We start from the raw sequence: 13,629 nt of genomic DNA on the forward strand, positions 1-13,629 counted from the left end.
CCGTAAATAAAAAGGTCGATATTTAACTATTTTTTTAGACAAATAGTTACCTTCTGTCAAATTGCTAGAGTAGATCAGGCTGTAATTAGAATGGCTATAATAGCCAATATTAGGGATTTTAAAGATGCTATTCATCCACTGCTGTATTTAATCTATTCGATGCGATTATTAGCCGTAATCCTGAATATTTTCCTATTATTACTCCGCGAATTATAACTCCTGAGCAATTGATTTAGGAATTAAAAAATTATATTTGACTTATGACTTACTTAAACAACTAATTTTGGATTTTAGACTGGAATCAAATATACAATCCAAAATCCAAACTTCTCAGTCAACTTTATGTTGATTAAGTTAACTTGAATAACCTGCTAACACTAAGAATTGTTGGTAGTAAATCTTTAGCCTCAACACCTCTCTTGATAGACATCTCTAAATCCAGCACCATAGTCACTGCTTTAGCTAAAGCGTTGATGCTCGTATTTGCCACCTCCTGACGCAAATAGTAAATGCGATTAGGATTGCTGATACTGCACAGTTGAGCTAATTCACTATCTTTCTTAACCCCAGAAACGTAGGCGTAGCCCGTCGCAGACATCGCTGACTTAACCCACAGCCAAGTTCTAAACTGCGTTAGGAGAGTAGCAACAATCACCATTAATGGTTCCGAGCGTGACAGTAAATCATCCAGCAGGTGCAAAACTTGATTGCTTTCTCCTTGGCGAATAGCAGATGCCAGTTGTAGGCTACTTTGAGTCTGACATGGCACTAACTCTTTTACCTCTGCAAGCTCAAGTTGTCTGCCATTACCATAAATATACAGTTTGCGTAACTCTGTGGCTGCACGGGTCATGTCGTTACCAATTGCTTCTGCTAGATATTCCACTGCACCCTTTGACAGCACCAGCTTAATTTTTTTAGCCTGAGTACTAATCGCCTTCTCAATCAAATCAGTACGCCAAGGTGGTATCAATGGAAACTCAAACAACTTGGCATACTTAACAAGATGTTTGTAAATCTTTAGGCGCTTATCTACATTGGTGGCGACAAACACCAGAATTGTGAATTCAGGCACTTGAACAAGCTGCTGCAAGGTTTCCAACTCAGTATCACCCCACTGCTTGAGGTGGCAATTTTCCACAATCACCAGTTTTTTACCACCAGTCAGGGAACGAGTGCGAGCTACACTGATAGCTTGGTCAAGGCGATCGGCTGGAAATCGGTGATAGCAAAGTGTGAGCCATTGGGAATCAATCTCTGCTTTGTATTGGTTTAGCTGTTCCTGGATGGCGTGTTGGTCGTCACCTGTTAACAATACAATCATGCTTTTACCCTCCCGTTACTGCTCTTGTTGGCAGTTTTAATTAATACAGTCATTGGTTGTTGACTTTGGGTAGCTCGTTGCAGCATTTTAGCGATCGCTTCTTTACTACTCTCAAACTTATTCAGGTAAGCTGGTGTAACCTCTAAAATCGCCTTGTCACCTTGCAATTTAACGAGATGAGCATGAGCCAACAGCTTTTGATTGCTGGGTTTAGCTGTATCCATCACCTGCTGCCAAATTTGAGCCAGGTTAGTAGTTTGGGCTGCAACTGCTGGTAACAATTTGTCATCTACAGGTTTAGCTGTCACCTTATTTGTGGTGTATACTCCAACTGTTGGTAGCAACTTGCCGTCATTTACAGGTTTAGTAGTTAGCGTCTTGGTTGCACTGACAGGAAATAAACTGGGCATCAGGTTCAGTAAGCAAACTTCTAGCCATACAGCAGCATTTACTGTGTACCGAAGATAGTTTTCTGCTTTTTGTAACTCTGTTAGAGACAAGTTAAGCGTCTCGAAATTCCAGTGATTTGCTAAAACCTTGAGTTGAGCATAGCTAACACAACCAGTTAGCAAGGATTGCTCTTTGGGTGCAGACTTGATAATCAGTAAATCTCGGTATGTTTGCAGTAAGTTGGAGAGAATCAATTTGGGCGTTTTACCAGAGTCCACTAGAAGTCTCGCTACTTGCAGCAAGTTAAAGGTGTTGTTGGTGGATATTGCCTGTAAAATTGACATTAATTCTGTTTCTGTCACACCACCAGCGATTTCCATGACATGATTAGCAGTGATATCTTCATCTAAAAGACTCACCTGACCCAGTAATTGCAGTGCATCCCGCAATCCACCATCGCCCAGGCGTGCGATCGCTGTTAGTGCCTCCTCATCAATAGAGATAGATTCTGCATCTGCTACAATACCGAGGTGCTGTACAATTGCCTGAACAGACAAAGTGCGGAAATTAAACACCTGACAACGGCTGACAATGGTAGGTAACACCTTGTGCAATTCTGTTGTGCAGAGAATGAAAACAACATGAGGTGGCGGTTCTTCAATACACTTAAGTAAAGCATTGAAGGCGTTACCGGTTAGACAATGGCACTCATCGAGAATAAAAATCCGGTAACGTCCTGCAACAGGTGCTAAGGTACTCCGCTCAATTAAAGCACGGGCATCATCTACACCATTATTAGAAGCAGCATCAATTTCACTAACATCTAGGCTATTACTGGTTTCAATTGAACGGCAGGATTGACAAATACCACAAGGTTGGTCAGTTGGTTTCTTAGTGTTGAGACAATTGAGGGATTTAGCAAATATCCGAGCAGTTGATGTTTTACCTGTGCCTCTAGAACCTGTGAATAAATAAGCTGGTGCAATTTGCAGGTATTTGACAGCATTAGTCAGAGCAGTTTTGATGTAGGGCTGTCCAACTAATTCGGCTATTGTCTGGGGTCGATATTTTTGATGTAGGGCGACTGTAGACATAGGATTCATTAACCTTAATTTGTCGCCCTTACCCCTGTTAAGGGGGTGTAATTTTGAATCCAAAGTAGCCTGATTTACTCAACCGTTCCTAGTAGAATTTACCATACTCAGTGCTGAGTCCTGAGTGAATTAAAAAGTACGCCTGACTTATGTACTTGGTAAGAGCAACTCCCCTTGTGGGCGGAATCCTTTTATCAGGAGAAGGTTGATACTTTCCGAATTGTGGGCGGTCTTTCAACTCAGCACTTGAAACTCAACACTCTTCATTTGCCTCATTAAGCAGTAGCAAATTCTGTTAAACCTCGTTTACTGGGATGATGGAAACCCAAAACAATATCTGCTTGGGGTATTCCGGCTGATAGCAAATCATCAACAACGCATAAATTAGTTGCATCTTCTTCCACCCAAACTTTGCCGTTTTTAATGCAGAGATAGATGATAATATACTGTATCTGCTTTTTGTCATCCCAGCCAAACCTAAACCAAAGATATTGATCTCTTGTTTCATCAAAAGCCAAGCGATCGCTTACTTCAACTCCCCCATTTTTTATAACTTGAGTATTAGTAGTTTCGTAATACTCAGTCAATATCTTCTTGATATCATTGCGGTATTGCTCTAGCTTATCCATTGCCGAACTTCCTCCTTTTCTATATTTACAACTATTAACAGCAGGTGATTTTCATTGATGACTGCTTGTACAGATTTACGTTGAAAAAAGTTCTCATAGACAACATCATCAACAGCTAAATAAAGCTTATATTCTGGCTCTGTAAGTTGAATGAGTTTCCGATAGACTATGTATTGTCCCAGCGCCGACGTGAAAATCATACATCAGTGATTTGCCCACAAAGCTCTTGATTTCTACAACAATCTTCTGTCCCTGGCGTTCTGCGGCGATTGGTTTTTATGCTGCTAGGTCGGCGTAGAGTTCAGCATCCTCATATTTGATAAAGTAATGTGATAGTCCAACCGTCTTTTATCAATGCGTTCCTGACTTCATTATGGTATATGTCTTTTGCTGGCATGGCGGAACTATTGAATAATACTCTGATTGTAAAGTGTTTACCATATTGGGTAACGATTAGATTCTAAAACATACTTTTCTCTCTTTCCTTCTTGCACCCTGCTTTGCTTCCTTTTTTCTTGATAAAACTGGATAAATTTGGCATTTTGGCGGCAAATGGTCGGATATTTACCACCAAAATGCACAGTTTCTATTTGTCAAAATCGAGGATTTTCGTTCATGTTGTCCAGTTTTGTCCAGAGTTCCTCAAATCCCCGTCTAAAATAAACACCACTCGTATCCAAAACACCCTACAAAACTTCAATATTCCGATTAACATTTATTAAGCATTTAGAGTGTACAGTGGCAATAAGAATTGACGCATTTCCATTTGCAGTTCTGGATTTGGTCTATCTCCATAAGGAACCAACATGGCAGGATGATCTGATTGTTGCAAGTGCATTTTGATAGCAGAACTAGGAATTGCCTTGGCTGCTTCTACTAAATACTTGAGGTTAAACTGGATATTCAATGACATTTCTGATGGTAGATGAGCAGCAATAACCTGATCACCTTTGCCAAACTCCCGTTCAATTGATAGTCGTAGCTGCTGCAAACTTCCATCAAACTGTAAGTAAATACCTTTCTCTTTTTTATCTGTTAACACAGATAAGCGTTCTAATGCTTTGACTAAGAATGCTTTTTCTAGGATTACTTCTCGGTCAAAGCTAAATCTTGCCAATAGCTGTTCGCAGTCAGGGTAAGTTCCTTCCAGACATTGACATCTGAGGATAATATCTTGCCAAGCAAAACCCAAGCGATTACTTTGGGCATCATACAACAAATTAATGAATTCGACAGAATCATCCAAGTTACGCGCTAGTTCCTTGAGGACCCGACCAGGAATAGTAAATTGTATCTCTGAAGATTCTACTTGTTGGCGGGGTTTTCTACCAATTCCTTGAGTTGAAAGTTCAGTGGTTGCGACTCGATGCCCATCAGTACCAATAAACTTTAACTTCTCCTGTGTAAGTTGGATATGAACTCCGGTCAAGATATATTTATTTTCATCAGTGCTTACAGCATAAATTACACCTTTCAAACCATCTTTGAAAACTGTTGTTGGCAAAGGAATGGGAGTAGCATCAATTGTAGAACTAGGTGGAAATTCTTCAGCACTAATGCCTCTAATTTCATATTTTCCATCAGTATCAGATAAACTGAGAGAGCAGATTTTTGTTTGCTTATCCTCATCAATAAGCTGTATAATCTGAGTCTGACTACTGAGGCTAATATTACCATTAGGGCAATGCTTAACTATCTCAAATAGCATTTCCACTGGCACAGTAATTTCACCCTTGAGCAACACCTGGGCTTCAAAACTTGCCTGAATTGTTAATGCTAAATCAGTAACAGTTAAATGTATCTGTTGTGTTTCGATATCTGCAATGATTAGAGCATTAGCAAGAATCGGATGGGTAGGTTTAGCTGGGGTAGCACAACTAACTAAAGAGAGTGCATCGTGAAATTTAGTTTGTGAGCAGATTACCTCCATTCCTGATTCTATAAGTGGTTGAGAGTTTAACTCTGATTTGGCAGAACGTTTATTAGTACGCTTATTTGAGATAGGCTCAGTTGAAGTATCAGGATCTGGAGATGTAGGTTTTTTCTTTTTACCTGTAGATATTTCTGGGATATTTGCTGATACTTCATTTTCGCCTTTAGGAGTAGCTACACTTGTTTGCTTTGTCTGATTGGCAGGCTTTACCCTTTGTTTCGATGCTGTTTGAGTCATGATGATTTATTTCTGGTTGCGTCATTGTTAGAAAGGTGACTGCGATAGCAGAAAATAAAGGATGTGAAGTTTTGAATCAGATGCTTTTACTCTGTAAGACATACAGAGTTTTACTGATACAGAGGATTTCAAGTTAGTGAAGCATACAAGCTAAGTCTCAAAGCCAGATATAAAGCCTGTTTTACTCCTGAATTTTGCTGTATATCCCATTTAACGGCTCTCAAGTAAGCCTTTATTCTGATCACAGCTTTCGGAGCCTCTGGCTTTGCTCCTGAATTAAGCTGTTCGTCATCTAGTTTTACAAGGCAATCTAAGACAGGAAACGGTTTCAGGCGCTAAATTATCAAATTTAAATGCGCGACAGCTTATTAAGTTCTACAAATGCCTCCAAAAGTTCTTTCCAATGCTTTTTAAACTAATAACTTTGCTGTTATTAGCAGATTCTTCTGTAGTGTTATCAGCCAGCACAGAATCAGTTTCCAACAAAGAGTTCAGCAGTGATAGTTGATGCTCAATATCTGCCACATCGCGGTATATTCGAGACGGGTCTATTTTCATTCCTAAAGGTGTAGGAACGATTTTCAAATATTGGTTTAATGTCTCTAGATAATTTCTATTGGCAAATTGTCTTTGTGCCACATAAGGGCGCAATATCTCCAGTAATTGGATAGCTCTTTTGATTTCTAGAGAATCAGAAGTACTATCAATTTGAGGTTGGCTTTCTCGGTAGCCTTTCATTTTCTTCTCAGCCACGAGATTGTGGAATTTAGAAACTGCTTGTTGATAATTACCGAAAGAGTGAACTTTTTGCTGAGATTTGTAGCCGACCCTACCCCACTCAACAGTTAGATTACCTTGCTCAACTTTTGCACTCCAGAATTTGTTACTGTTCTGAGCCGCATTTACAAATATTAAGTAAACTTCCATATTTTTGACATAATTTAGAGTAAAGTATTGCCATGTCAAATGAACATCTGTTGTTGAAATGTTCATTTGACAAAAGCTTCAAATCATTACTAATTTGGGAATACCTAATTAGTACGGAACCTAGAAGTACGAAGACCTTTCTTAGACACCTGCACAGGACTGGAAGCTGGTCGCGCAATCTTTGACCAAGACTGCATCCGCTCAACAGCAGCAGCATCTTGAACCGCTAAAGGGGTGATGTTTAGCTGGCAATTTTCTAAATCAGCCAGTGTGACCTGCTGAGGTCTTCCTTCATCGAAAGCCAGTAGTGCTGCTTCTGATGCCAGGGTTTCCAACTCAGCACCACTAAATTTGTCAGTAGCAGCAGCGATCGCCTCTAAATATTCCTGTGGAACTTCTATACCAAACCGTTCTAAGTGAATTTTGAGAATCTGGCAACGTTCAAACTCAGTAGGCAGGTCAACGAAGAAATTCTCATCAAACCGCCCTTTCCTCTTGAACTCAATAGGCAGCGCTGTTGGGTCATTACAAGTTGCCACCACAAACACTCCCGCCGTACATTCAGACATGAAAGTGAGGATATTTCCCAAAATCCTTTGTGAGACTCCAGAGGTATCGCCATTAGCTGAAAGTGCTTTCTCGACCTCATCAATCCACAAGATACAGGGTGCGATCGCTTCAGCAGTCTTGAGTGCGCGGCGGACATTGCCCTCAGATTCTCCCACCAGGCTACCAAGCATTGATGCAATGTCTAATTGCAGCAGTGGAAGATTGAGTATGGTTGCAATGTTCTTTGCTACTATCGATTTACCCGTCCCTGGTGGCCCTGCCAGTAGCACCCCTTTAGGCTGGGGTAGATTTAGCGATCGCGCTTCCTGGGAAAATAACCGACGGCGGCGTTGCAACCAATCGCGCAACAGGTCTAATCCACCAAAGGGTATGGTCGCCAGTTTACCTAATTCAATACCCATCTGAGACAGTAGGCGGGTTTTGTATTCGACAACCAAAGGGATAACCGTAGTATCAATTACTATACCTTTAGAAGTTAATCGCTCCTTAACAGTGAGCCGGAGAAAGTCGCTAATTTCCTCCAAGGTTAGCCCTAAAGCTGCTCTTGCCAAGGTTTCTTTATCTTCAGTGGTGAGAGATACGGTAAAAGTTACCTCTTGCTCACTGGCAGATTCTTGCAAATACAGCAAATATGATTCTAAGTGGTCTTGAATTTGCTCAATGCTGGGCAAAGGAACTTCACAGCAAGGAATTAGTCTCAGCAGGGATTCGTGCAGTTGAATGTTTTGACCTAAAAACACAATTCGCTTTTCAGTCGGTTTGAGGCGATGGTACAAGTTTTTTACTCTGGTGAGGATTTCCCAACTCAATTGCAGGGAGTTTTTACCCACAAAAGGGTGAACATCTCCCAGGATGAAAACCCCATTACCGCCGAAATTGTTGATGTACTCGAACACATATATTAAAGGATCTATGTTATGAGGCTTTTTATAAGTTTCGACTGATTTGAACACCAGTCCACCGTCGTCAGCAATCAGACATTGCTCCAAGCCGGAAACTCCCAAATTCCAGAAGTACACAGGACTGTTAAGTTTATCCATCACTTCAGTAGTTAACCACTGAATGATAGTGGCTTCTTCGGGGGACAGAACATCTATTGCCACAATGGGTATTTGAGAATCAATGGTGGTAATCAGGTTTGATAGTTTCATTGTTGCGAATTTTGATCGGGTACGGGAGAAAGTTTTTCGTGAGTGGTAACAAGATGCACAACTACTTCGTAAACTTCGGCATCGCCGTTAAACACTTCAGCAACTCCAGAAGAATTTGGATGAGCAATGGCGGAAATTAGAGCATTGACTAAAGCGCACAGTCCCTCCGCATTTCCTTTGATAATTACTGGTTGCCGCGCTCCTTTTGAGGGATAAATATGGAGCATCGGATAATCTTCAGGTAGTTCGCTCATAGAAAAATTATGCGGGGGGATTTTCCTTGTCCCCCATCGAGTGTTTATTGTTTGTTTAGGTGAGGAACAAGGAGGATAGGGAAGATCAGGGGGAATTATTGAAGATATTTCTCGGTTGTCTCCCCGTCTCCCTTCTCATTATTTATTGGTGCAGTCGTTGTTGATGAGTAATGATGCTACGAAGCTGTTGCTGAGATTCTGGTTTGTAAGTGCGATCGCCTTGCACTATGCCTAAAGCTTCCTCAAAAGGTTGAGTTGCTTCTAGGCACGACAATCCCTCAAATCCCTCGGCTTCTATTTTCACTTCACCTGTAGAAGTGTCAAAATGTATCAAGATTGCCCGTTCCATAAATTACCTCCGAACTTGTTGAGTTTGCTGGTGTGCTGAAAATGCAAGACGCAGGGTATGTACCTGACCATTGGTTTCTTCTGTGATGGTGCATTCTCCCAGATGTTCTTGTAACTGGGCTGCTTTAGCGCGAACCATCTTCTGTCCGTAGGCTTGTATTAGGGTGTGCGAAAAGAAGTCTTCTCCTAGTCGGGGTACAGTTTCATAAGCATCATGGATCAGTTGATACACCCCTGCCTCTTGATCCCACCTAAACCCGATATCTGCACGGACACTTAAACTACGACCAGGGACAACAATCTCAGCACTTTGTCCTTGGGAGTCGTCGTAATAACCTCTCAGGGATTGTGGTTTTTCATAAACTTGGACGGTAAGCTGTAAATCTTGTAGAGCTTGTACTAAGCATTCACGGTTAGTTAGTTTTGTAGTGACAGTTGAAAAGTGCGACATTTCCTACCTCTAAATACTGTGGACTGGTAAATTAATGCGAACAGTGGTGATAGACAAGGAAGCAAAAAGTTCCTTCCCTAGCAAGCTTAGGAAGTGTGGGCGTATTGTCTTCCTCTACAACGCCACTTGACGCCAGTCGCCTCTCCCAAGGGGAGACGCTGCGCGAACAAGTCGGGAAACCCGCCCACAGCGCTGGCTCCTTTATGCCGGGAAACCCGTCCACCGCAGTGGCTCCCCCACACCTCGTTTTCGATCAAGGACGATACAGAAACGTTCTTGACTGTTTTTTCTAGCGAAGTTTGAGGGACATCGCTGTAGCTCTGGTTAATCCCATACCTTCATCAGTTGCTAATCGTTGGAGATGGCGTTGTTCATCCAGAAGCTTGGAGCAAATTTCATCCATTTTTTCCTGTAAGTGAGAACGCCCTTGTGAATCCAGCTTTTTGGCATCCACAGAAGCGTTTTCCAGAACATTTTCTAGATGAGCCATCATTTGTCCAAGGCTGCTACCTGCTTCAAAACTGGCGTTAGCCAAAAGCATTTGGACTTTTTTGAAATGGCGTTCCATCTTCTTCTTGAAGTTGACTGGCTTGCGTCCTGGTTCCCAATTGCTCAAATCTTCGAGCAACTGGGCTGCTAGTTGCTCACCTCCTGCGATCGCTGATTCCCTCAGTGTTTGTTCTAAATTTCTGTCATACTGTTCGATAAACCGAGTTATTTGCCCTAAGCATTCAGCTTGTTTCTCTGACAATTGTTCACTGATGGCGGGAATAATGACAGGACGACCAATTACTACTTGTAAATAGTCCTCTAGTTCCTCTAAGCAGGGAAAAGCTTTGGCTAAGTTCTGTTTAACTTCTTGTTGTTGTTCTACAGATAACTGCCAAGCATTGAGTGAAAGAAATTTGTCAATACGTTCTTGATAGTCTGTGTACCCCTTTTCATACTCTTCTTTCAGTTGAGTGCGTAAAACAGGTGCAATATTATCTCGAATTCCGATTAGTTGATTCCAGACCAAGGGCGCTAAGTCTATAGAACAAATCCAATCACCATTGTCATAATTCATCCATTCTTGGACTGAAGCAATTTCTTGCCTTAGTTGGTTTGCTGCTTCGTCTAAAGCTTTGAAAACTTTGATGCCCTTTAAACCAACTTCTGAGGTTGTAACCTTCACTAAGTCAGATTCTTGTTCATCTTGAGAATATTTGAGAACATCTGTCCATTTTGGAGCATTACTCTTGGTTGTCTTCTTTAACTGAATCTTGAAACGTATGCGAGTTTTATTCAGCTTAGAGAAGTTATATCTTTCAATAACAGCGTCTTTCAGAAAGGTTTCGCTTGAATTAGTAATCACTGAGTTTACCACATTCACTAGGAACAATAATGTTTCTTCACTTCAGTAAAATAAAGCGTAAGCTTTACCTTTTCGCCACTCATTTGGGCTATAATTTTATTCCTACAAATCATTTAAATGCTTACTAAATATAGATAACTTTGTAGTAAGAACTTAAATGCTCATTAGCTTATTTAATTTGTGATTTTCACAAGGCACAGAACCCCTATTTATCTAATAAATCGGGGTTATCATTGTTGACGAATGATTAATCTGAATTTGGCATTGAGCCGAGATTCACGCTCAAACGGAAATATAAGCTCAAAAAGCTTATACTATATAAATTTCAGCTTTTTAACTCTCCCATTTTACCCAAACATAAGAAGGCTACAAGCAGACATAGGTTAGTACAGAGTTACTAATTAGTCCAGTCAGAACTTAAATACCAACTTTTGACCCATTGTTGGGATTTGTAAGAGTAAGGGACTTCCAAAAGTTTGGACTTTTTCAGGTGGCGTGTTTTTATACAGAATCTTGGCGATGGCTTAGAAGTGAGCATCTAACTGTTTTTTATCTTCTGGGGTCATTAATCTTGTACTAAGGATTGAACACTTTTAATTCTGGAGAATTAAAAGTGTTGATGTACAGTCCCCTTGTCCTTTACGATAAACACTCACGAATAAAATCGGCGTTTCACCCTCTTTTTGCACATTTGGGATGCTCCCAATAAACCTGTCCAATTCTTATTGGCCTAAATTGCTACGCAGCTTGGCGATGTCACGATGCGGGGGAATACCAAATAGTTTTTTATATTCCCGGCTGAAATAAGACGGGTCATCGTAACCGACACGAAAGCTGGCGATCGCCACGTCCATGTTTTCGCCGAGCATCAGACGGCGCGCTTCCTGAAGCCGTATTTGTTTCTGGAACTGTAAAGGACTCATCGCCGTGACGGACTTAAAATGTTGGTGAAAGCCTGACACGCTCATACCGATCTCGCGGGCTGTATCTTCGATTTTCAGCGGCTGATCAATATTCTCGCGGATTTGCTTGACCACCCTGGAGATGCGCTGCGCGTCGCCTTCCGTAGTGATAAGCTGGCTGAGGCGTGCGCTCTGTTTTCCCTTTAAAAGCCGGTAGATGATCTCGCGGATGATGAGCGGCGCGAGAAACTTCATTTCGTCCGGCGTGTCAAATAGTTTCACCAATTTGACGACCGCTTCCAGCAAATCGGCATCAACTGGGCTGACATCCATCGCCTTGACTCCGGTGCCGCTTTTTTTAGTTTCGATGCCAGATTCAATCATCACCGCAGCTACAAGCGCCGGATCGAGGTCTATGCGAAGATTCAAATAAGGTTTTTCCTCGGACGCTTCGACGACATTACTCATAATCGGCAAATCAAGCGTCGAGATTAAGTAATGACCGGAATCATAGTGAAATAATTCATCGTTCAAAAGCACATCCTTGCTGCCCTGCGCGATGACGCAGAAGGCAGGCTTTAATACGGATATCTGGCTCTCGGTCGGTTTCGACGATTGATATATGAAAATGCCCGGAAACACTTCCACAAGGCTGTTTTCGGGAGCGAGACGAATCATTCTTTCGATCAGCTCTTCCCGATTGAGCTGCATCTTTCGCTTTTCAAATTCTGCTTCTTTTTGATTCATAAATTTATATTAAACATTTTGTTTCTGTTCAGCACGCTGCACGGCGATTTTTTGGAGAATTGTCCGGTTTTTTTCGACGAACGTCCTCACGCTATCCGTTCTCACGCCCGCATAATTGAACTCATACAGCAAACGGTAGAAACGCTGCTGATAAAACCAGATTGATATTTGAAGAAATTTAAGGTGAGTAGAGCAACAATTTCAATCTGTAAATCTCACAATCAAAAGGGGAGAAATTATATGAAATATATATTAATTTTAGCGATGATCGCTCCTATGATAAGCGGGCAAGCTTACACACAAACAGAACAAAAAGGACAATCAGAAAAAACAAAACAAATGGAACAAATAACACCAAAGGGATATACAACTTTTAAGGTAAGCGACAACGTTACGATGTATAAGGTTACTTTTAAAAACCAATACAAAATGAATGTTGCGGGACATCTATTTATTCCCAAGAATTTAGATCAGAGTAAAAAACATTCGGCGATCATTGTTGGGCATCCTATGGGAGCTGTAAAAGAACAAAGTGCCAACGTGTATGCTGCAAATATGGCTGAACGAGGGTTTGTGACATTATCTCTTGACTTGTCTTTCTGGGGTGAGAGTGCGGGCGAACCACGCAACGCTGTTGCGCCTGATATTTATTCTGAAGATTTCAGTGCAGCAGTTGACTTTCTTGGGACGCGTCCATTTGTTGACAGAAACAGAATCGGAATAATTGGAGTTTGTGGTAGCGGAAGCTTTGTTATCAGTGCCGCTAAGATTGATCCGCGAATGAAAGCTGTTGCCACAGTCAGTATGTATGACATGGGAGCAGCGAGCCGCAATGCGCTTAATCTTTCGCAAACCCTAGAGCAGAGAAAGAAACTTATAGCTGAGGCTGCAAAGCAGCGTTACGCAGAGTTTACCGGCGGCGAAACCAAATATACGGGCGGGACTGTTCATAAGTTGGATGAAAACACTCATCCTATTCAGCGTGAATTTTATGAATTCTACCGCACTCCGCGAGGTGACTATACCCCAAAGGGAGGGTCGCCGGAACTGACGACGCATCCGACATTGAGCAGTAACACTAAGTTTATGAACTTTTATCCGTTCAATGACATTGAAACGATTTCCCCTCGTCCGATGCTTTTCATTACGGGTGATAAGGCTCACTCAAAAGAGTTTAGTGAGGATGCTTACAAACGCGCAGCCGAACCGAAAGAACTGGTTATTGTTCCGAATGCCGGACACGTTGATTTATACGACAAAACCGATCTGATTCCTTTTGACAAGCTGGAAGGCTTTTTCAAAACGAATCTAAAGTAAT

At 41.6% G+C, this 13,629-nt stretch carries 13 protein-coding genes and 1 pseudogene; 2 read left to right on the plus strand and 12 right to left on the minus strand.

What is annotated here, in order from left to right; genetic code table 11:
- Positions 1-349 precede the first annotated feature (349 nt).
- The 12 genes and pseudogenes from holA to ACM0OX_RS17645 all read right to left on the minus strand — a co-directional run bounded on the left by holA (position 350) and on the right by ACM0OX_RS17645 (position 12,311).
- A complete protein-coding gene (holA, locus tag ACM0OX_RS17590; RefSeq protein WP_414516374.1) occupies positions 350-1,324 on the minus strand; it encodes a DNA polymerase III subunit delta in 975 nt (324 codons plus the stop codon).
- Complete coding sequence (dnaX, locus tag ACM0OX_RS17595; protein WP_414516375.1) at positions 1,321-2,808, minus strand: DNA polymerase III subunit gamma/tau; 1,488 nt, start codon at positions 2,806-2,808, stop codon at positions 1,321-1,323. The genes holA and dnaX overlap by 4 nt, the downstream gene beginning before the upstream one ends.
- A gap of 275 nt (positions 2,809-3,083) precedes the next feature.
- The gene (locus ACM0OX_RS17600; protein ID WP_414516376.1) at positions 3,084-3,437 is read right to left on the minus strand and encodes a XisI protein; all 354 of its coding nucleotides are present in this window, start codon (positions 3,435-3,437) and stop codon (positions 3,084-3,086) included.
- Positions 3,425-3,834 (minus strand): annotated as a pseudogene (locus ACM0OX_RS17605) (XisH family protein). Before ACM0OX_RS17605 ends, ACM0OX_RS17600 begins: the two are co-directional and overlap by 13 nt.
- A 321-nt stretch (positions 3,835-4,155) precedes the next feature.
- Complete coding sequence (gene dnaN, locus ACM0OX_RS17610; protein WP_414516377.1) at positions 4,156-5,607, minus strand: DNA polymerase III subunit beta; 1,452 nt, start codon at positions 5,605-5,607, stop codon at positions 4,156-4,158.
- A 375-nt stretch (positions 5,608-5,982) separates the two neighbouring features.
- The gene (locus ACM0OX_RS17615) at positions 5,983-6,534 is read right to left on the minus strand and encodes a WGR domain-containing protein (RefSeq protein WP_414516402.1); all 552 of its coding nucleotides are present in this window, start codon (positions 6,532-6,534) and stop codon (positions 5,983-5,985) included.
- A gap of 104 nt (positions 6,535-6,638) precedes the next feature.
- Positions 6,639-8,255, minus strand: coding sequence for an AAA family ATPase (locus tag ACM0OX_RS17620; protein WP_414516378.1), 1,617 nt, complete (start codon positions 8,253-8,255; stop codon positions 6,639-6,641).
- Entirely contained in the window at positions 8,252-8,509 is a 258-nt protein-coding gene (locus tag ACM0OX_RS17625; protein ID WP_104902201.1) for a hypothetical protein, read from the minus strand. Before ACM0OX_RS17625 ends, ACM0OX_RS17620 begins: the two co-directional genes overlap by 4 nt.
- Positions 8,510-8,651: 142 nt before the next feature.
- The gene (locus ACM0OX_RS17630) at positions 8,652-8,858 is read right to left on the minus strand and encodes a DUF2997 domain-containing protein (protein ID WP_414516379.1); all 207 of its coding nucleotides are present in this window, start codon (positions 8,856-8,858) and stop codon (positions 8,652-8,654) included.
- Between the two features lie 3 nt (positions 8,859-8,861).
- Positions 8,862-9,308 (minus strand): DUF1257 domain-containing protein, encoded by a 447-nt coding sequence (locus ACM0OX_RS17635; RefSeq protein ID WP_414516380.1) that lies wholly within the window; start codon positions 9,306-9,308, stop codon positions 8,862-8,864.
- A gap of 289 nt (positions 9,309-9,597) precedes the next feature.
- The gene (locus ACM0OX_RS17640) at positions 9,598-10,662 is read right to left on the minus strand and encodes a hypothetical protein (RefSeq protein ID WP_414516381.1); all 1,065 of its coding nucleotides are present in this window, start codon (positions 10,660-10,662) and stop codon (positions 9,598-9,600) included.
- A gap of 722 nt (positions 10,663-11,384) precedes the next feature.
- Entirely contained in the window at positions 11,385-12,311 is a 927-nt protein-coding gene (locus ACM0OX_RS17645; RefSeq protein WP_414516382.1) for an AraC family transcriptional regulator, read from the minus strand.
- Between the two features lie 18 nt (positions 12,312-12,329).
- On the opposite strand from ACM0OX_RS17645, the gene ACM0OX_RS17650 reads away from it, so the two are divergent.
- The gene (locus tag ACM0OX_RS17650; protein ID WP_414516383.1) at positions 12,330-12,476 is read left to right on the plus strand and encodes a hypothetical protein; all 147 of its coding nucleotides are present in this window, start codon (positions 12,330-12,332) and stop codon (positions 12,474-12,476) included.
- 75 nt (positions 12,477-12,551) lie between these two features.
- Positions 12,552-13,628, plus strand: a complete 1,077-nt coding sequence (locus ACM0OX_RS17655; RefSeq protein WP_414516384.1) for an alpha/beta hydrolase — start codon at positions 12,552-12,554, stop codon at positions 13,626-13,628.
- The last annotated feature ends 1 nt before the right edge of the window (position 13,629 follow it).

This window comes from Nostoc sp. PCC 9305 (assembly GCF_963920915.1).
GTDB lineage: Bacteria > Cyanobacteriota > Cyanobacteriia > Cyanobacteriales > Nostocaceae > Nostoc.